Source organism: Neobacillus niacini (assembly GCF_031457145.1).
GTDB lineage: Bacteria > Bacillota > Bacilli > Bacillales > Cytobacillaceae > Neobacillus > Neobacillus niacini_J.
On the sequence record NZ_JAVDVZ010000007.1, the window covers coordinates 221,732 to 240,592 of the forward strand.

Here is an 18,861-nt window from a genome sequence, read left to right on the forward strand (position 1 = left end):
TGTTTGCTTATAAATGCTGGCTATTACACCACAAACTTTTGGGATGGTCGTGCCGCCTCCCTAGAAGAGCAAGCACTGGGACCCATTCAAAATCCTGATGAGATGAACCAGCCCCTAAATGAACTCATTAATGAGTTATCTGCAGTTAAAGGATATCAAGAACGATTCTAGGCTGCTTTTAACGATGGAATCACCGAACAAAATATTGCAAAAGCTCTTGCAGCCTTTCAAAGGCAAATTGTTGTAAAGGAAACACCCTATGACAGGTTTCTTGAAGGTGATACGAACGCATTAACCAAACAAGAAATCAGCGGCTTGAGATTGTTTATAGGAAAAGCATATTGTGTGACCTGCCACAATGGACCGAAACTTTCTGATAACAACTTTTACAATATTGGCCTCAATACTGAGGACAAAGGCAGACAAGCCGTTACCGGAGAAGAAGGGGACTTGGGGAGAATTCGTACACCTGGATTATATGGAATAACCCACACTGCACCCTACATGCGGGATGGCAGTCTTGCAACTCTTGAAGAAGTAATCGATTACTATGACCGTGGCGGGGATAATCACCTAAATAAGAGCTTTTTTATGCAAAAATTTATGAGTCCTCTAGGTTTAACAGATCAAGAGAAGGCAGATTTATTAGCGTTTTTAAAAACCTTAGGCGGGGAGCCGCCAGTTTTTACGAAACCAGAACTTCCATAACAAAGAATCCTGAGCCACCCTGCGTTGTGGGCAAAAAACGCAAGTGGCTCAGGATTTTATTTTATAGAAGCCGCCAAGTCCTTCATTACCTTTTTGTAATGTTTAATAGAGAATAGTTTCCCGGAATAAGAAACCTGTTTTTGGTTATCTAAGGAAATGAACATAATAGCAAGCTTAGGAAAAAATTTCTTATTCCGAAAACGAAGATCTTTCCAATAGATGAAATAACCGCTTTTTCTTTTTTGAACAAACGGATAGGCATAATGAGTACTCCTAAGAAAGTAATCAACCTTTGGGTCCTTACTGCTGTATAAAACTAATTCCGGGTAGTCAATTTTTTTGGAGAAAGTGTGCTCTACCCATAAGTCGCCTTGCGAATATGACCCAAATAAAAAATCCATATCCGTTTCAATTAGAACGCTCCACTTGAATGGTGCTGTTTTAGGAATCAATTTTATTTGGAGTGCATTTGAAAAATGCAGTTTAAGTTTCCTTTTTAAAAGTAGTGCGGATATCAATCGAATCAAAAGGTAAAATGCGATTCCAAGGTAAATGATAGAAAAAACACTACCCGGGGGATAGAAGGGCAGCAGGCTGAATCCTAGAATATGAATCATAATGATATAGGGGTCGACCAAGGGCAGGAAATCTAAAGAAATCCATTTTAAAGAAAATGGGCGTAATGCTTGTGTCCCATTTACATTAAAAATATCAAAAAGGACGTGGAAGGTTACAGCAAGTAATGTCCAGAAAAACAAGTGGGAAAAAGAGGTGCCCGGGAAGAGAATGAGTATGAAAGTTGAAAGGAGTAAGGACAAAATAGGAATGGCAGGAAGAGAATGTGACAACCCCCGGTGATTTCGAAAATAACAGCTTTTCCCTTTGAGACGATACATGAAATCAACATCAGGTGCATTAGAACCCACTACGGATCCAATAAGGACAGCTGTTGATAAGGTGCTATCGCTTGAAATCACAGGGTCAATTTGAGCAAGAGCACCAAGGCCAAAGCCAAAAATAACGTGAGAAACTGTGTCCATTTGATTTCCCCCTTACATCAAGCATATATTTTTTTAGCGGGTTGATCGATAAGGGTAGAATAATGGTTAATTAAGTTTTCGAATATCTGATCCCACTTTTGGGTTAGTGCATATTTCCTAGCATTTATCGCCATTTGGGCCCGTAGGTGATCATTACTTAACAACTGAACAATACGTTGGATAAAATCCTCTGCATTACCTGACTCACACAGATGTCCGGTAACACCAGTAGAAATAATATTTTTTACTCCGCCAGCATTTGCCCCTATTACCGGTGTTCCGCTTGCCAGTGCTTCTAATACAACATTGCCAAAGGTTTCAGTTGGAGATGGAAAAATAAATAGGTCTGAAGCTGAATAAACCTCTGCTAATCCTTCGCCTTTTAAAAAACCTGTGAAGGTCATATTAGGCGGTGAACTAATTTTGAGTTCATCAAGTAATGGACCATCCCCAGCAATTAACCAGTGTACCTGTTCATTTATTTCAGATGGTAAAGAGTTAGCAATCTTCATAAGAGTGTGCAAATCCTTTTCTGGTGCAAGTCGGCCAACAAACGACAGGATAAATTTCTTGGATATACCGTATCGATTGCGAGCATTTTCTTTTACATAATTGGGATGGTAAAGCTGGCAATCAACACCCCTTGGCCAGATTTCCAGGTTGGAAAAACCGCGGATGTTTAGTTTTTCCAACGTGTCAATAGATGGAACGAAGAGTTTTTGAAAAGGACTATGAAACCATTTCATGTATTTCCAGAGAGGTTTAGAAAGGAATTCAAGGTCATAGAAATGTAAATAGTCACTGAAATCAGTGTGATAGGAACCGACCATTGGAATATTAAATTTTTTTGCATAATAAACACCGGAAAGACCAACGGTAAATGGTGTTGCAACATGAATCAAATCTGGAGAAAACAGCTCTATTTCTGACCTGATTTTCATGAAATTTGGAAATGCTAATCGGCATTCAGGATAAAGGAAAAAGGGTAAACTTTTTAACCGGTGAATATGATCTGAAACATATTCATTTGTAACGGAATCAGGAGCAAATACTTTATAGGAAAAGCCCTGATTTTCAAGATAGTTAGTAAATCGATTAAGTGTTTTAGCAACCCCGTTTACTTCTGGAAAAAAAGTGTCAGTGAAAATAGCAATTTTCATATAAGCCCCTCCTCTGGTAAGCTCCACATCATTTTAGGTTAAGAAATAATAACAGAGATTTCCGAAGCACGCACCAAGAATAGCTCCAGCAATGACATCCGAAGGATAATGAAGACCTAAATAGATTCTTGAAATACCTACACTTATCCCCAAAGGAATTAGGTAGAAGGCTAGTAAAGGTGTTAGAAGGACAAATGGCACAATTACTGAGAAAACGGCTGTTGTATGACCGGATGGAAAAGAATGATCCTTTAATGGATTAGGCAAAATCTTAGTTGTTTCAATTAGTAAATATGGCCTTTTACGAGGAAAAAGCTTCTTTACTAGCTGCACGGGTATATGACTCAGAGCCAAGGCTGCAGCGCTTGAAATCGCTGCAAGTCTTGTTTGGTTAGAAGTTAGGATGATGAGCAATAATGTCGTTACACTGATAAACAATGCTCCTCCAATATGTGTAATCGTACGAAAAAAGAGATTAAAAATTTTTTTATCGAAATGGCTATTAATCTCTTGAAATACTTTGCATTCGAGGTGATAAAATGATTGGATTATTCTCATGTTAGGATTCTCCCTCTATTTGATAGACATTGGCTTTACCTTCGAAATAACCGGTCTGCCAATCGATACGTAGGTAATTGGGTATCGTTGAATATCCTTAATACAATAGCAATTTCGTCCATCTAGAACAATCGGTTCTTTCATACAGACAGCGAAGGTATCCAAAGGCAGATGCTTTATTTGCTCCCACTCTGTTGCAATGATAGCAAAGTCTGCGTCTTTAAGCGCTTGTCGAATATTCGTAGTGTATTCGATAGAATTTCCAAACAGCTTATGTGCATTTGGAATGGCTATTGGATCATAAGCAGTGACAGTTGCCCCTTCTTCAAGCAATTCTCTAATAATCGTTATGGAGGCTGCTTCACGAATATCATCTGTTTCCGGTTTAAAAGCGAGCCCTAGTATGGCAGCTTTTTTTCCTTTTAGTGAATCCATCATTTCTTTTGCCTTTACGACCAGAAGAGAATGTTGGTGCTGATTTACCTTAATTACCGACTCGAGCAATTCAAAGGGATGTTTGACATTGCCTGCAAGCTGAACCAATGCTTTTGTGTCTTTAGGAAAACATGAACCCCCATAGCCAATCCCCGCTTGGAGAAAAGACTCTCCAATTCGTTTATCCTTGCCAACTCCGTATGCGACCTCATCAATGTTAGCTCCTACCTTTTCACAAAGGTTGGCAATTTCATTAATAAAACTTATTTTCGTTGCTAGAAATGCATTGGATGCGTACTTAATCATTTCTGCACTCCTAATATCCGTTACGATTATTGGAATTTTTAATGGGAGATAGAGCTGTTCCATAATGGCTGCAGCTTCAGGGTTATCAGCTCCCACGATAATGCGGTCTCCTAAATAGAAATCCATGATGGCCGACCCTTCACGCAAAAATTCAGGGTTTGCTACTACATCAACCTTAAGGTGCCGAGGCTTACCATATTGGAAGATTTGCTTGATTTCATCGTTTGTACCAACAGGGACAGTACTTTTCGTACAGACTATTACGTTATTCTCAATATTATTGGCAATGCTGTAGGAGACAGCATAAATGTATGATAAGTCTGCTGAACCATCTTTTTTTGCAGGAGTTCCAACTGCAATAAAAATGATCTCAGCATCGGAATAGGCAAGCTTCGGATTTGTTGTAAACCGGAGCTTCCCGTTAGAGAGAGTCTTTTCTAATAAAGGTTCCAATCCAGGTTCAAAGAATGGAGAATGTCCTTTTTCGAGCATTTCTATTTTCTCTTTTTGTGTGTCTACACAGGTTACTTGATGACCTGCATCAGCCAGACAAACTGCTGTAACTAGCCCAACATTTCCTGCACCTGCAACGGTAATCCTCATCTTATCCCTCCATATTAGTTTTGTTTGTTTAATTTTATCGGAAAAATTGGGATTCTTTCTAAACCTGGTGTTAAAAGTATGTAAAGACTTTGTATAGTTTGAGGATAATGAAAGATGAAAAAGTAAAGACCTGAGCCCTGGTGCGTATTTAGTGAACGCAACATGGCTCAGGTCCCTATTTTGTATACCGATTGGCATAGCTTGAGGCAACGAAGGCATTTGGTTTAATCTTTGGTTCTACCCCCATAGATTCCATTCGAGCGACCATTTCTTTAACAAACTCCCTAGTTTTGTTGCGTTTCCCAGCTCCTATGTCAATATGTCCTTCCATGATGAATGTTGCACCTTGATAGACAAAGGGAAGAACAATATTGATTAGCCGATTTTTTCGATCCTCATTAAATAAAGAGACAATATCTTCAGTTAATGATAATTCAAAGGAAATGCGCTCATGCAGCTGCGTCATCTTTCTTGGAATCACAATCTTTCGAATGCAGGCCCAAACACCTTTACCCTGATTTTGGATGACAATTCCGGTAATAAAAATGGTGTGACTTTTATGAACCTGCGAATCCGTTCCGACCATTAAACGGTAATTCCCGCTTGGCGCTAAGTTCATGAATTTAACAATGTGTTCAAAGACCTGCTCAAATGACATACTTTTCTCGCGAAGATTTTGAAACGAATAATCAAAAACCTGATAATTTTTCATTTATAACACCACATCTTTCCTTTCACTATTTATCATTACTCTTACAATTCTTAATATTATTTTATGGAATAAAAATTATTCTTGTGCAGCTCTAAAGGGACAAGTACGAAACAAAGTTGTCCATCATGAGTAGCGCTAAGTCCCAATAGGCAAATTGCGCAAATTTAGGATAGAGGTTAATTTTTTGTAAATATATAAATACATAATTTGGTAACTGTCCGCCTGGGGTGGACAGTGTCTTTTTGTGGTGCCTGTCACCACATTGATTGTAAGGTCAGGCTATGTTGTTGTACTATTTGTATATTAGTTTTTTTGAGGGATAGGGGTGTTTTTTGTGTTGAGGGAGAATCTTGAGAAGCAGATTTTGGCTTGGTTTGAGCAGTTTCATGCGAATCCTGAGGTTAGTTGGAAGGAGTTTAAAACTACGCAAGCTATTGCGGATATATTAGATAATTTGGGTGTTACATACCGTACCTTTTCGGATGTTACTGGTCTTATCGCAGAAATAGGCGAAGGCGATGAAGTGATTGCGGTACGAGCAGAAATCGATGCATTATGGCAGGAGGTTAATGGCGTTTGGCAGGGGAACCATTCTTGCGGACATGATGCAATAATTTCAATGGTGCTTGGAGCATTGCTTTATTTGAAAAATCAGAAACTTACTAAGAAGATACGCTTTATATTTCAGCCTGCTGAGGAAAAAGGGAACGGATCCTTAGCAATGATTGAGCGTGGAGCGATCGATAACGTGAGCCACTTATTCGGAATTCATCTTCGTCCAGTGGAGGAACTTCCAATGGGACTAGTCTCACCATCTATTCATCATGGGGCAGCTATCTTCTTAGAAGGAAAAGTCCTTGGTGAGGACGCACACGGAGCGAGACCCCATCAAGGAAAAAACGCGATAGATGTGATTTTTGGGTTGCAGCAATTCATTAAATCTATTTACTTATCGCCGTTCGAGTCTTATTCTGCAAAGCTTACGAAAGTCATGGCAGGAGGAGAGAGCTTAAACATTATCCCAGGGTCAGCAGAATTTGCAATTGATGTCCGTGCTCAAAAAAATGAAGTGCTGGAAAAACTGAAAGACAAGATTGATACTGGGCTAGGCAGTTTATGTGATTTATATGGTATAAAGATTGAATGGAATTGGAGTGATTTTACACCTGGGGCAGAGGTTTCTTCTGAGGCAGAAGCAATTGCTGAAGAAGCAATTCGACATACCGTCGGTGATGAGGCGCTAGCCTCACCGGTAATCACATCTGGAAGTGATGATTTCCATTTTTACACCATACAGAATCCAAAATTAAAAGCGACAATGATTGGTGTAGGTGCTGATCTTCAACCAGGATTGCACCACCCCAAAATGACCTTTAATAAATCTGCACTTAACATCGGCGCCCGAATACTAGCGGAAACCTTGTTGAGAGCCTAAAACCTAAAAGAAGGAGCAATGCAGCATGAGCTGCAAGCCCCTTCTTTTTTTGTGATGTAAAAATTTGGATATACACTGATGTATAAATGGTGACAGGCACCATTTTATAGCAAAGATTTTAGCTCTTTGATTTGCTCGATATGCCGCTCTTCATGGAGGTAGATTAAGTCTACCCATTGATCTAGCGGCAAGTAACCAAAAAGTGGGTGCTTTGTAGATTTTTCTGCGAGGACTGAGTTGTCTTCTATTTGATTATAAAAGTCCAAAAATATATTTCTTGAATTATTTAATAGGTCTATAATTTGCTTTAACTCCCATGGTCCTTCTCCAGGTATGACTATTTCGGGTGCTTGTATCTTCTGTTTGCGGTCAGATGTAACCTGAATTGCCTTTGCTTCCGCTTTTTTTCCATTACTTTTATTAAGCCCGTAAATAATGGCTTGCGTGAAGACACTTTCTGTTAAATACAAATGGTGGCAAACCTGAGCAATACTCCATGTATCGGTATCAGGCTTTTTGTTCAGTTCATCATAGCTTAGTATATTAATTTCCTTTAGTAAACGATCCCTGGTTGTAACTAGATTTTCCATTACAGAAGTGCTCATGATCTATTCCCCCTCAAAAATCATTCCATATAGCTTATATTCTCCGTGATGGAAAAATATTCTTAGTTATGTTCATCGAGGTGGTGACTGTCCACGAAAAAATGCCTGACTCTTTTAAGGGGTCAGGCATTTTTCTGTGGGCCAATTGTTAAGTGTTTGCTAATCGTTACAGCGAATTTTAATACGAAAACAGATAGGATGACATAATACCATTGTTCCCACCAGACTTGGCTGTGGAGGATTCCTGCTTTTTGTAGAAGAAGGTTCACGGCATATATTAAAAATACTGTTAACACATATTTCATCCATTTAGTCTTCCAATGAAGTTTGGCTATCCAAATATAGAAAAGACAGGCAGATAAGTAATAGATTGCGCCAAAGGCAGTGGTATTTTCTGACCTGCTACCAAACCATCCTAGGTCATAGTAGCGGTTTGATAAAAATATAATCGGTGTAAATTGGAAACTTGCTGATATTGGGCTAATAATTAAAAATAGAAATAGGGAGTGGAGTTTCCCTTGTAGTGGCTGCGATAGCAATTGATAGAAAACTTTTGCTACAGGAAAATAAACAAGAAGAAGTCCAAGTACCGTGTCACCAATCTTCCACCAATTGTGGGAATATATATCGAGCTTCAAGAATGTCAATTCTATACCTGCAAAAAGACAAACAAAAAATATCATCCATATCCAATTCTTCCTTAGTGCAGCTATAAATGTGGCCACAACAGGTAATGCTAATGCATTAGAGGCCATTGCGCCCATATTACTATCATAAATCGAATTGTGCTTAATAAGTTTAGGATAATACTTATAACTATGTCCGAAGTTATAAATTACAGCTTCTATGATATACCCTAGACCTATTATAGTAATAAAAAGCAGTATACTTCGAGGATTTCTTGTTTTTAGATACACATAAATTAACAGAAGAATACTTAAGATACCTAATCCCAGATACCAGTAGGAATTAAACTCCATATTTAAATCTCCTTCTGATTTTATTGTTAGCAGGTAGTGTTCATCAAAGTAAAAATATTATTCAAATATATACTATTCCGACTTGACTGATAGGATTATTTGTAATAGTATTTTCATAGATTATTTACAAAACACAAATTAATATAACAGGGGGAAAAAGATGAACACGATTCTTATTATTGTGAATGTCGCCGTTTTGCTTTTACTCATGCTCGGTTTACGCGTGATGGCAAAGAAGCATGTATCATTCTCAAAACGTGTATTTGCAGGTTTAGGTTTAGGACTTATCTTTGGTTTTATTATTAATTTAATTTATGGGATTGATTCTGAGGTTACAACTAGTTCAATAGGATGGTTTAGTATTGTAGGATCAGGATACGTTAAGTTACTACAAATGGTGGTTATGCCGCTTGTATTTATTTCGATTGTAGGAGCTTTTACAAAATTAAAATTAACCAAAAACATTGGGAAAATTAGTTTTCTCGTAATTGGAATTTTACTTGGAACAACAGCTGTTTCTGCAGCGATTGGAATTGGTACATCGATAGGGTTTGGTCTTGATGGTATCGAGTTGACTGAAGGTGAAGCAGAAGCAGCTCGTAATGCTGCATTAGAGGAAAGAGTCGTCACAGTGGAATCGATGACCATTCCACAACAAATTCTTGAATTATTCCCTGCTAATCCGTTTTTAGATTTAACAGGTGCACGTGCAACATCTACGATTGCGGTTGTAATCTTTGCGGCCTTTATCGGGATTGCTTATCTTGGGGTTAAGCGTAAAGACCCTGAGCATGCTGAGCTTTTTGGAAAAATTATTGATTCTTTATATGCAGTTATCATGAGGGTTGTTACCATGATTCTTCGGTTAACACCATATGGTATTTTAGCAATCATTACAAAGGTTGCGGCAACAAGTAACTATGACGCTATCCTAAAATTAGGAAAGTTTGTTATCGCATCGTATGTTGCACTTATTGCTGTGTTTATTGTTCATTTACTATTATTAGCAATCGCAAAAATTAACCCAGTTCACTTTTTGAAAAAGGCTATGCCAACTTTAACATTTGCTTTTACTTCACGTTCAAGTGCAGGAACACTGCCATTAACGATTAAAACACAAACGAAAGACTTAGGTGTTTCTGAAGGGATTGCCAACTTTGCCGGTTCCTTTGGACTTACAATTGGTCAAAACGGATGTGCTGGGGTATATCCTGCCATGTTAGCGGTAATGGTTGCACCAGCAGCAGGGATCAATCCACTAAGCCCTGGATTTATTATTTCATTAATTCTCGTTGTAACAATTAGTTCATTCGGTGTAGCAGGAGTGGGCGGCGGTGCAACATTCGCAGCTCTAATCGTTTTATCCGTAATGAACCTTCCGCTTGCCATTGTGGGTCTCCTAATCTCAGTAGAACCACTAATTGACATGGGACGTACAGCTCTAAATGTAAGTGGATCCATGATTTCCGGAGTCCTAACTAGCAAAGCAACTGGCGAATTCGAAAAAGAAGTATACCAACAACCTAAAATTGTAGAAGCCTAAAATATAAAGGCAAAAAAAGCAATCCTCTTCAATCATTTTTGACTTAAGGGGATTGCTTTTCTTTTTATTCCTTTTTTCCGACTCCATGCATGATAAATTGAATTGTACGTTCAATTTCAAGTTCATCATCCCATTCCAAATGAGGGAATAGAAGATAACGGGTAAATAAGAATCCAAGAATATTGGTAATCGTTAATCTTGCTATACTTTCTGGAGGCATATCAATTAAAAGTCCTTTTTCCTGATAACCGATGATTACTTTTTCAACCCGATTAAAAATATTCTTTACCACGAGTTCAAGAAATTGTTCGCGCAATTCCGGTTGGAAGGGAATTTCTTGAAACATGATTTTCACAACAGGGAGCATCCGTACGAGCAAATCCCTTCTATTTTCTATGGTTGCTCTCAGAAATTCTTCGACAGTTTCAAAGTCCCGATCGAGCACTTTATTAAAGTCCATAACAACTAAAGGTGCGATAAACTTTGTCATCAGCGGGGCAACAATAGAAACTAATAATTCCTTTTTGGTTTTATAATGCCGAAAAATAGTTCCTTCCGCGACTCCTGCCTTTTTGGCAATTTCACTCGTAGAAGAAGCCGCATAGCCCTTTTCCGAAAAGGTTTCAATCGCGGCCACAATGATTTTCTTTTGTTTATCGGTTAATTTATCTTCATCAAATAACTGCTGCAGCATTAATTCTTCTTCTGTCATTGTTTACTCCTTTAGTTATCACAATATCTAAATTTTCCTATATTTCTTCAATGCTACGATATTTAAAACAATAAACACCAGGGCGAATCCTAAAAGGACAAAGAGGTCATTACGAATATCACGTAAACCGAGTCCTTTATACATAACATCCACTAAGGCACTTCCACCATAGTACATCGGCATACATTTAGCGAGAACCTGCATCCAGCCAGCCATGGACTCAAACGGGAAAATCCCAGCAAAAAAGACCTGTGGAATAATCGCAATCGGGATAAATTGCATCATCTGAAACTCTGAATTTGCGAAGGCTGATAAAAGAATACCAAGTGACAATGCCACAAGAGCCAAGGTTAAATTTATGATGACCACATTCCAGAACGATCCTACAAGCGTGATATCTAATACATTAACCGCATACGTAACAACAATAATCGTTTGGATTACAGCAAATAAACCGTACCCCAACAAATAACCAAAAACAATTTCTCTTCTAAGAATGGGTGTTGCCAGCAAACGTTCTAGGGTACCAGTGGTCCGCTCCCGCAATAAGGCAATACCAGATATTAAAAACACGAAAAAGAAGACAAAGAATCCAACTAAAATCGGGCTTAACTGATCAAAAAAGGTGGTATCTTTATTGCCATATATATAAGAAGTATTGATGTCAGGTGCGTTTACTTGCTCCATCTTTACTGGAACTCCTGGCAGCTTACTCTGAATCGTTTCCATGAATGCAGACAAATTTGCAGCTTGTTCTTTAGCCTTTTCAGCTGCAATTGCTTGTTGAACTTTTACTTGTAAGGCCTTTGCGGCATTGGGCTGGTCGTTTGTAAGAGTTAACGAAATTTCTTCTCCAATAAATTCAAGAATTCCATCTAGGTCCTTATTCATTAAGTTATCCTTCGTGTTTTCATCAACCTGTAAAACAACAATGTTGTTTTCTTCTAATCTTTCTACTAGTTTTTCATCTGCATCAATGACACCTAGTCTAGGATTGACAGTATTCCCTGCAAGAAGGTAATTGAGGAGGGTAAGAACCAATAAAGGAGCCACCATCATCAAAGCGAGCGCCCGCTTATCACGTAACATTTGATGGAATATCCTTTTAACCAAAGCCAATATACTCATCACTGTTTACCCCCCGCTTTTAAAAATACTTCTTCTAAACTTGAAATCCCATACTGCTTTTTCAACTCTGCAGGCGAACCGCTTGTGATTATTTCACCATCTCGTACCATAGCCAGGCGATCACATTTTTCTGCTTCATCCATTACATGGGTAGTCACTAAAATCGTTTTTCCTGCATTTTTTAACCGATATAACTCAGCCCATATCGACTGCCTTAGCTCAGGGTCAATCCCAACAGTCGGTTCATCGAGAATAAGAATTTCAGGGTCTTGTATGAGAGCAACGGCAAGTGATAACCGGCGCTTCATCCCTCCGGAATAGTTTTCAACCTTATTTTTTAAATCAGTCGTTAAATTCACTAAATCTGCAGCGTAGGCAATCCGTTCTTTTTGGGCCTTCTTTTTTAGTTTAAAGAGGGAAGCGAAGAAAGCTAGATTTTCTTCTCCAGTTAAATCAGAATATAGTGCGTCTGCTTGGGCCATGTAGCCGATTTTCTGCAACAATTTTAAGTTAGGAACAGCGGTATTCAAAACCTGGACATTCCCTTGGTTAGGAGAATCCATCCCTACTATAAGCTTTACTAAGGTTGTTTTGCCTGAACCTGAAGGACCGATTAGTCCAAAAATACTTCCGGATTCTACTGTTAAACTAACTTTATTTAGGACTATTTTTTTCCCAAAGCTTTTACTCACGTCTTTGATCACTATGGTTGATGACATCTCTAATCAATCCTCTCCAAAATGAGTGATTACTCACTCTGATTATAACAAATTTACAAATTGGGTCAATGGGCAAAGGAAGAGACCAACCTAAATATTTTTAGTTGATATGGTATACTATTTTTAAATAGTAAGTGGGGTGAATAGATGGCACGGGAACGGAAATTTAATACAGTGGAATTATTTCATGAAGCGAAACAGCTGCTTTTGCAACATGGATATGACGGATTTACCTTTAGTCTTTTGGCTGACCGGATGGAAGTATCAAGAGCCGCTTTATATAAATACTACGAGAATAAAGAAGAGTTAATTACCGACTTTATGATTTATGAAATGGAAGAATTTTTACGTGATTTAAAAAAGATGGAAGAACTTGAAGGGTTTGAGCATCAATTTGATTTTCTAATGGAACTTATTTTTAAAAAAACCGAAGTACATCATCTCATTGAAGCAGCCCAACAAGTCTTGGCAAGAATAGAGCATTCTATTGAAAGCAAAGACAAACTCAAAAAGCTGCCATTAGAAATGTATAAGTATTTACAGGGATTTATCCTTTTGGGAAAGAAAGAAGGAGTTTTGAAAAATCATCTTCCTGATAGTCTGATTATCGGATTTATTCTTCAAACAGTGGCGATTCCCAATCATTTCAGGATTCCTCAACCAGAATGGGTAAGATCAATAAAGGAAATGATTAGCCAGGGAATGTTCACGAACAGATAATTGACACAAGTGTCACTTTGAACGATAATAAAAGTGAAATGTGTGTCAATTATTTTTTTATCTAAAGTTACAGTTGTGTCACTTATATAATAAAAGAAAGCGAGGCAAAAGGATGAATTCATTTTTACAGTCAATAACCGACCGGGTTACCTCCAAAAAGGGAATGTGGATGACGCTTGGAATATGGCTTTTAGTAACCATGCTTTTGGCAGTTCTTGCTCCAAGTGCTAAGGATTACGAGGTATCAAGTATTGACTCCATTCCTTCCGATGCAAAGTCGATGATTGCGCAAAAAAAGCAAGATCAGTATTTTAAAAATAATGAAGGAACACCAGCCATACTGGTTTTTCAAAAAGATGGGAAAAACATCACCATATCGGATTTAAATCCCTTATTTGAAGAAATCGATCAGGTAGAAGGGATAAAGGAATATGTACCATTAACAACGATGCCGCCACAAGCGACTGTTAGTTTCTTCTCTGAGGATCAAACTACGTTAATACTTCCTTTAACACTTGAACCGTCACTAGAGTCAAAGGAAATGAGGACGGTCCTAGAGGAAATTACTGAAATCGTTAAGAAAAATACTGACTTAACCTTAAATATTACCGGTCCAGCAGGTATTGCTGTGGATTCTCTCAATTTGTTCTCCCGTGCTGATATTGTTTTATTATTGTCGACAGTTGGAATTATTCTTATTTTATTAGTTGTTATCTATCGTTCACCATTACTAGCGTTAATTCCATTAATTGCTGCAGCATTTGTTTATGAAGTAGTGAATCAGGTATTGGGCTTGATGGGGGCATCAGGATTGGTAATAAGTAATCAAACCTTTTCGATTATGACCATTCTTCTGTTTGCAGCGGTTATTGATTATTCCTTATTTGTCTTCTCTCGATACCGTGAGGAATTAAAAAAATCTGAAAGCAAATTTGAGGCAATGAAACATGCCATGAGAGAAACGGGGCTGCCTGTATTCTTCTCTGGAGGAACGGTTTTAGCCGCGATGCTGGTATTGTTTTTTGCACAGTTTGGGGATTATCGTAATTTTGCACCAGTCTTTGCTACAGCCATGCTTATTATTATGATAGCTTCAATTACCCTAGTTCCTGCCTTGTTTACTTTATTTGGTCGAAGGTCCTTCTGGCCTAAAATCCCAAGAGTCGGGGAGGATACAGTTAAATCTAGTTCTGCATGGAGTAAAGTGGGCCGCTTTGTTGTGAAAAAGCCAGTTGTTTCAGCTTCAATTATCGGGCTGATACTCCTAGCTTCAGCACTTAATATGCTGAATCTGAACTATGAATTTGATACGATGAAGTCGTTTCCGAAGGATATGCCTTCAAGGCAAGGCTATGAAATATTAGAAGAAAAGTTTGAAAAAGGTGACTTAGCTGCAACAACGATATTGTTTGAAGCGAAAGAGGCTGTTACACCCGAACAGCAAGCTGCCTTGCTTGAGACGCTTGCTGTTCAAGAGCTTGTCAGTAATGTCCGTCTAAATGGAAGCACAACGGATAAAACCGTGATCCAATATAGTCTTACTTTTAAGGAAAGCCCATATGCTGCAGAAACCATGGATGCATTGGAAAAGATGAGAGACAATGCAGATAAGCTAGTAGCAGATAGTAATCTCGACGGCGAACTTTATTTTGCAGGAGAAACGGCAAAAAAAGTGGATGACCGTGCAATAAACGACCGAGATCTTATCGTAATCGTTTTGCTCGAGTCACTGTTGATTTTTGTTATGTTAATTGTGATGACAAAATCATTTAAAATGCCAATTTATATGATGGGGACAATTTTAATTTCATTCTTAGCGGCGGTTGGTTTAGGAATGTTTTTAAGCAGTTTGTTCTTTGATATTGATACCATCAGTAATCGTGTTCCGCTTTATTCATTTGTCTTTTTAGTCGCTCTTGGTATAGATTACAATATCATTCTAATTTCAAGATTTATGGAAGAACGGAAAAAGCATTCCGTGAAAAAAGCAGTCGAGATTGCTGTTTCTACTACGGGAGGCGTCATCTCGTCAGCCGGAATCATTCTAGCAGCAACCTTTGCGGTGTTGATGACTCAGCCGATTCAATTATTGTTTGTATTTGGTTTCATCGTGGCGGTCGGTATATTATTAGACACATTCTTAATCAGAGGAATCTTATTACCAGCATTAATTGTTTTATTTGAAAAAGATAAACCAGCAGTAGAAAAGAATGTGCAATAAGGTGATTTTTATAAAAGAAGTATCAAAGACCAATAGGCTTTGGTGCTTCTTTTTTTACTGGAGTTATCCTCCATTTGAAATAAAATATTACTTGTAGCCATAGTTAATATTCTAGTTTATGATAGAGGAAAAAATAGACTTTTTTATGGGTGGGAGTTCATTGTTTCTAATAGATTATATTATCAATCTTTCAATTTTTTCACTCCTGGTTAGTACTCCATTAGTTATTCGTTCCTTTATTAATCATAAACCAATAAAACATGTCCATCTTTGGGTGGGGATTTATGGTGGACTTGTAGCCGTAATACTCGTTTTAATTTCCATACAAGAGCAAGGGTACACATATGACACCCGCTATGCACCAGTTATTTTGGTATTTGCATACCTAGGACCAATTGCAGGAATGATTACGGGATTATTTGCGTTACTTGCACGACTATTCTCAAGTGGTCACTGGGAACCGGCTATTATCGGCTGGACAGTTCAAATGATTTGTTTTTCCATCATTAGTTATCATTTTAAAAAATTTACACCCATTAAAAAAGTTTATCTTTTATTTGCAGCTTATATCATTATTTATGTCGTGACTGTCCCAATTGCTTTTAACATATTTAGAGATAACCCATTCTTTCATTTTCAATATATTCTGTTTGTGCTGTTAGGAGTTATTTTAGGTGTATTAATGATAGAGTCGTATGTTAAACTTCATAGACTAAACAATAGATTGTCGGATATGTATAGAATGGTAGAGGCAAGTGAATCCAAGTATAGGCTAATCGCTGAAAATACATCTGATCTTATTATGGTGATGGATAAAGAACATTCTCTGACTTATTTTTCTCCGTCCCATGAAGTTGTATTAGGTTTTCAATGCTGTGAGCTCGAAGCGGCAAAATTATGTAGTTTCATTCATCCTAATGATGTTGAATTATTTAAAGATACTTTAGATAGGATGTTTAAAACGAAAGAATCAAAGTCCATTGAGTTTCGTCTCGGTCACAAGAACGGCGATTGGATTGAATTTGAATCTCGATGTGTGCCGGTTAAGGGAGAAAATGATGATATTGAGCATATTGTCATTATCAGCCGTGATATTTCTGAACGTAAAAAGGCAGAAGAGATCCTCTTGCAATCTGAGAAATTATCAATCGTCGGGGAGTTAGCGGCAGGGGTAGCACATGAAATCCGCAACCCGCTCACAACCATCAAGGGATTTGTTCAACTATATAAATGGGAAAATGGTAAAGATGAAATAAATGAGTTACTTCTAAGTGAACTTGCACGAATTGAAACCATTACGAGTGAAATGCTTACATTAGGAAAACCACAAGCGGTCCAGCTGCATCGTACCAACTTAAAAGTATTGATAGAGAATACGCTTGAACTCCTTTCCCCTCAAGCACATTTGGAAAATATTCAATTCAAATTTTACGTAGAGGAATCACCATTTTTTATTATAGGCGAGAAGAATCAATTAAAGCAGGTACTCCTAAATGTTTTAAAGAATGCAATAGAAGCCATGCCTGAAGGAGGAAATATTCATATTAATCTCCAAAAAGTAGAAGAGGGTGAATGCGTTCTTTCTGTTCGGGATGAAGGCAGTGGAATACCAGAAGAACTTCTGCCTCGTTTAGGGGAACCTTTTTATAGTTTAAAAGAAAAGGGAACCGGGCTTGGATTAATGATTTGTAATAAAATAATTAAGCAGCACCATGGCAGTATTACGTATCAAAGTAAAGCTCAGCAGGGTACTTTGGTGGAAATTAAATTACCAATGGCTAGTTAAAACAAGAGATGGGCACTTTCCGAACTAGGAGAGTGCCCATCTCTTGTTTGGCACACTTCTTGCATATTAAGAAGGTGTGAGCATTAAACTCACCTATTTTTCAGGAGGTGCTGTTCGTGAAAAAAATTATTTCAATGGACGAAGTTACTTCGATTTTTAAAGATGGAATGACGATTATGGCAGGTGGCTTCATGGGGGTTGGTACACCAGAAGACCTAGTAACCGCATTGCTAGAAGCAGACGTTAAAGATATAACTTTGATTGCAAATGATACCGCTTTCATTGAAAGTGGCGTAGGACCATTAATTGTTAACCATCGAGTGAAGAAAGTAATTGCTTCGCACATCGGGACGAACCCAGAAACAGGCCGGCAAATGATTGCGGGTGAAATGGAGGTAGAACTAGTTCCTCAAGGTACGCTTGCTGAAAGAGTTCGTGCAGGTGGAGCAGGTCTTGGCGGAATACTTACTCCAACCGGAGTGGGGACAGTTGTGGAAGAAGGAAAAGAAAAGCTGACCGTAGATGGACGTGTGTATTTACTTGAAAAACCACTTCGTGCAGAAGTCGCTCTACTTAAAGCTTATAAAGCAGACAAATCTGGAAATTTGGTTTATAATCGCTCAGCTCGTAACTTCAATCCCTTCATGGCACTGGCTGCAGATCTCGTCATTGTTCAGGTAGAAAAATTAGTGGAAGTCGGAGAAATTGACCCAGATGATGTTATGACACCGGGAATCCTTGTGGATAAAATTTATGTTCAGGGAGGTAGTAAATAATGATACAAACATTAATAAATCCAAAACAAATCATCGCTGCCCGCGTGGCAAAGGAAATGAAAGACGGAGATGTTGTGAACCTGGGTATCGGCTTACCAACAATGGTTCCAAACTATCTGCCTGAAAGTGTAAATGTTATTTTACAATCGGAAAATGGCTATGTCGGACTAGGTCCTTTAGAAGGAGAGATTGATCCGGATTTGGTCAATGCAGGTGGACAGCCATCGGGGATTCTTCCTGGCGGTGCATTCTTTGACAGCGTATTCTCTTTTGAGTTAATTCGTGGCGGACATGTTGATGTAACTGTTCTTGGAGGGCTGGAGGTGGATTCAAAAGGAAATCTTGCAAACTGGATGGTTCCAGGCAAAATGGTCCCAGGTATGGGTGGCGCTATGGACTTGGTAACCGGCGCAAAGAAAGTTATTGTCGCAATGGAACATACGGCGAAGAATGGCTCTTCTAAAATTCTAGAAGAATGCCGCTTACCGCTGACTGGCAAAGGTGTGGTGGACCTGATTGTGACCGAATTAGCTGTCTTTCGAGTAACAGAAGAGGGGCTTGTTTTAGAAGAACTTCAAGAGGGCGTTGATCTACAAACGGTGAAGGAAAAAACGGAGGCTGCGTTTAGAATTAGCTCGGCAATGTTAATACCAGCCTAATTAATAGTAGGGGGATTAAAAGTAAAAATTCTAAGCACAGGTAGAAATGGAAAAG

18 protein-coding genes and 1 pseudogene are annotated in these 18,861 nt (G+C 38.4%); 9 read left to right on the plus strand and 10 right to left on the minus strand.

Annotated elements, in window-relative coordinates; genetic code table 11:
• Positions 1-3: 3 nt before the first annotated feature.
• Positions 4-273 (plus strand): annotated as a pseudogene (locus J2Y03_RS17805) (cytochrome-c peroxidase); the annotation flags it as partial.
• Between the two features lie 42 nt (positions 274-315).
• Positions 316-708: a cytochrome-c peroxidase gene (locus J2Y03_RS17810; protein WP_310196393.1), complete on the plus strand. Its 393-nt coding sequence runs from the start codon at positions 316-318 to the stop codon at positions 706-708.
• A gap of 56 nt (positions 709-764) precedes the next feature.
• Here the strand turns inward: J2Y03_RS17810 and J2Y03_RS17815 are convergent, their stop codons facing one another.
• The 5 genes from J2Y03_RS17815 to J2Y03_RS17835 all read right to left on the minus strand — a co-directional run bounded on the left by J2Y03_RS17815 (position 765) and on the right by J2Y03_RS17835 (position 5,522).
• Complete coding sequence (locus tag J2Y03_RS17815; protein WP_310196250.1) at positions 765-1,748, minus strand: metal-dependent hydrolase; 984 nt, start codon at positions 1,746-1,748, stop codon at positions 765-767.
• Positions 1,749-1,765: 17 nt separating this feature from the next.
• Positions 1,766-2,908 (minus strand): glycosyltransferase family 4 protein, encoded by a 1,143-nt coding sequence (locus tag J2Y03_RS17820; RefSeq protein ID WP_310196253.1) that lies wholly within the window; start codon positions 2,906-2,908, stop codon positions 1,766-1,768.
• Between the two features lie 33 nt (positions 2,909-2,941).
• Positions 2,942-3,466, minus strand: coding sequence for a phosphatase PAP2 family protein (locus J2Y03_RS17825; protein ID WP_310196256.1), 525 nt, complete (start codon positions 3,464-3,466; stop codon positions 2,942-2,944).
• Between the two features lie 15 nt (positions 3,467-3,481).
• Positions 3,482-4,810 (minus strand): UDP-glucose dehydrogenase family protein, encoded by a 1,329-nt coding sequence (locus tag J2Y03_RS17830; RefSeq protein ID WP_310196258.1) that lies wholly within the window; start codon positions 4,808-4,810, stop codon positions 3,482-3,484.
• 175 nt (positions 4,811-4,985) lie between these two features.
• Positions 4,986-5,522: a ribonuclease H-like YkuK family protein gene (locus J2Y03_RS17835; protein WP_132096955.1), complete on the minus strand. Its 537-nt coding sequence runs from the start codon at positions 5,520-5,522 to the stop codon at positions 4,986-4,988.
• A 337-nt stretch (positions 5,523-5,859) separates the two neighbouring features.
• Between J2Y03_RS17835 and J2Y03_RS17840 the strand changes: the two genes are divergently transcribed.
• Entirely contained in the window at positions 5,860-6,957 is a 1,098-nt protein-coding gene (locus J2Y03_RS17840; protein ID WP_310196396.1) for an amidohydrolase, read from the plus strand.
• 104 nt (positions 6,958-7,061) lie between these two features.
• On the opposite strand, the gene J2Y03_RS17845 is transcribed toward J2Y03_RS17840, so the two are convergent.
• Both J2Y03_RS17845 and J2Y03_RS17850 read right to left on the minus strand, forming a co-directional pair.
• Positions 7,062-7,562, minus strand: a complete 501-nt coding sequence (locus J2Y03_RS17845) for a DinB family protein (protein WP_310196261.1) — start codon at positions 7,560-7,562, stop codon at positions 7,062-7,064.
• A 122-nt stretch (positions 7,563-7,684) separates the two neighbouring features.
• On the minus strand, positions 7,685-8,542 hold the full coding sequence (locus tag J2Y03_RS17850) for a hypothetical protein (protein WP_310196263.1): 858 nt from the start codon (positions 8,540-8,542) through the stop codon (positions 7,685-7,687).
• A gap of 160 nt (positions 8,543-8,702) precedes the next feature.
• Between J2Y03_RS17850 and J2Y03_RS17855 the strand changes: the two genes are divergently transcribed.
• Positions 8,703-10,085, plus strand: coding sequence for an L-cystine transporter (locus tag J2Y03_RS17855; RefSeq protein WP_310196266.1), 1,383 nt, complete (start codon positions 8,703-8,705; stop codon positions 10,083-10,085).
• Positions 10,086-10,149: 64 nt separating this feature from the next.
• Here the strand turns inward: J2Y03_RS17855 and J2Y03_RS17860 are convergent, their stop codons facing one another.
• The 3 genes from J2Y03_RS17860 to J2Y03_RS17870 are packed head-to-tail and all read right to left on the minus strand — an operon-like array spanning position 10,150 to position 12,644.
• On the minus strand, positions 10,150-10,797 hold the full coding sequence (locus J2Y03_RS17860) for a TetR/AcrR family transcriptional regulator (protein WP_310196268.1): 648 nt from the start codon (positions 10,795-10,797) through the stop codon (positions 10,150-10,152).
• A gap of 27 nt (positions 10,798-10,824) precedes the next feature.
• On the minus strand, positions 10,825-11,925 hold the full coding sequence (locus J2Y03_RS17865) for an ABC transporter permease (RefSeq protein ID WP_310196270.1): 1,101 nt from the start codon (positions 11,923-11,925) through the stop codon (positions 10,825-10,827).
• Positions 11,925-12,644, minus strand: a complete 720-nt coding sequence (locus J2Y03_RS17870; protein ID WP_310196273.1) for an ABC transporter ATP-binding protein — start codon at positions 12,642-12,644, stop codon at positions 11,925-11,927. The genes J2Y03_RS17865 and J2Y03_RS17870 overlap by 1 nt, the downstream gene beginning before the upstream one ends.
• A 147-nt stretch (positions 12,645-12,791) precedes the next feature.
• On the opposite strand from J2Y03_RS17870, the gene J2Y03_RS17875 reads away from it, so the two are divergent.
• From J2Y03_RS17875 to J2Y03_RS17895, 5 genes are all read left to right on the plus strand, one after another.
• A complete protein-coding gene (locus tag J2Y03_RS17875; protein ID WP_310196275.1) occupies positions 12,792-13,364 on the plus strand; it encodes a TetR/AcrR family transcriptional regulator in 573 nt (190 codons plus the stop codon).
• 112 nt (positions 13,365-13,476) lie between these two features.
• Entirely contained in the window at positions 13,477-15,585 is a 2,109-nt protein-coding gene (locus tag J2Y03_RS17880) for an MMPL family transporter (RefSeq protein WP_310196276.1), read from the plus strand.
• A 160-nt stretch (positions 15,586-15,745) separates the two neighbouring features.
• On the plus strand, positions 15,746-17,371 hold the full coding sequence (locus J2Y03_RS17885) for an ATP-binding protein (protein WP_310196278.1): 1,626 nt from the start codon (positions 15,746-15,748) through the stop codon (positions 17,369-17,371).
• Positions 17,372-17,487: 116 nt separating this feature from the next.
• Entirely contained in the window at positions 17,488-18,147 is a 660-nt protein-coding gene (gene atoD, locus J2Y03_RS17890) for an acetate CoA-transferase subunit alpha (RefSeq protein ID WP_310196281.1), read from the plus strand.
• The gene (locus J2Y03_RS17895) at positions 18,147-18,806 is read left to right on the plus strand and encodes a 3-oxoacid CoA-transferase subunit B (protein ID WP_310196284.1); all 660 of its coding nucleotides are present in this window, start codon (positions 18,147-18,149) and stop codon (positions 18,804-18,806) included. The genes atoD and J2Y03_RS17895 overlap by 1 nt, the downstream gene beginning before the upstream one ends.
• The last annotated feature ends 55 nt before the right edge of the window (positions 18,807-18,861 follow it).

Excerpts from the sequence above, each read along its gene's own strand:
- J2Y03_RS17815 (WP_310196250.1), bottom strand. The coding sequence starts at position 1,748 with ATGGACACAGTTTCTCACGTTATTTTTGGCTTTGGCCTTGGTGCTCTT.
- J2Y03_RS17820 (WP_310196253.1), bottom strand. The coding sequence starts at position 2,908 with ATGAAAATTGCTATTTTCACTGACACTTTTTTTCCAGAAGTAAACGGG.
- J2Y03_RS17825 (WP_310196256.1), bottom strand. The coding sequence starts at position 3,466 with ATGAGAATAATCCAATCATTTTATCACCTCGAATGCAAAGTATTTCAA.
- J2Y03_RS17830 (WP_310196258.1), bottom strand. The coding sequence starts at position 4,810 with ATGAGGATTACCGTTGCAGGTGCAGGAAATGTTGGGCTAGTTACAGCA.
- J2Y03_RS17835 (WP_132096955.1), bottom strand. The coding sequence starts at position 5,522 with ATGAAAAATTATCAGGTTTTTGATTATTCGTTTCAAAATCTTCGCGAG.
- J2Y03_RS17845 (WP_310196261.1), bottom strand. The coding sequence starts at position 7,562 with ATGAGCACTTCTGTAATGGAAAATCTAGTTACAACCAGGGATCGTTTA.
- J2Y03_RS17850 (WP_310196263.1), bottom strand. The coding sequence starts at position 8,542 with ATGGAGTTTAATTCCTACTGGTATCTGGGATTAGGTATCTTAAGTATT.
- J2Y03_RS17855 (WP_310196266.1), top strand. The coding sequence starts at position 8,703 with ATGAACACGATTCTTATTATTGTGAATGTCGCCGTTTTGCTTTTACTC.
- J2Y03_RS17860 (WP_310196268.1), bottom strand. The coding sequence starts at position 10,797 with ATGACAGAAGAAGAATTAATGCTGCAGCAGTTATTTGATGAAGATAAA.
- J2Y03_RS17865 (WP_310196270.1), bottom strand. The coding sequence starts at position 11,925 with ATGAGTATATTGGCTTTGGTTAAAAGGATATTCCATCAAATGTTACGT.
- J2Y03_RS17870 (WP_310196273.1), bottom strand. The coding sequence starts at position 12,644 with ATGTCATCAACCATAGTGATCAAAGACGTGAGTAAAAGCTTTGGGAAA.
- J2Y03_RS17875 (WP_310196275.1), top strand. The coding sequence starts at position 12,792 with ATGGCACGGGAACGGAAATTTAATACAGTGGAATTATTTCATGAAGCG.
- J2Y03_RS17880 (WP_310196276.1), top strand. The coding sequence starts at position 13,477 with ATGAATTCATTTTTACAGTCAATAACCGACCGGGTTACCTCCAAAAAG.
- J2Y03_RS17895 (WP_310196284.1), top strand. The coding sequence starts at position 18,147 with ATGATACAAACATTAATAAATCCAAAACAAATCATCGCTGCCCGCGTG.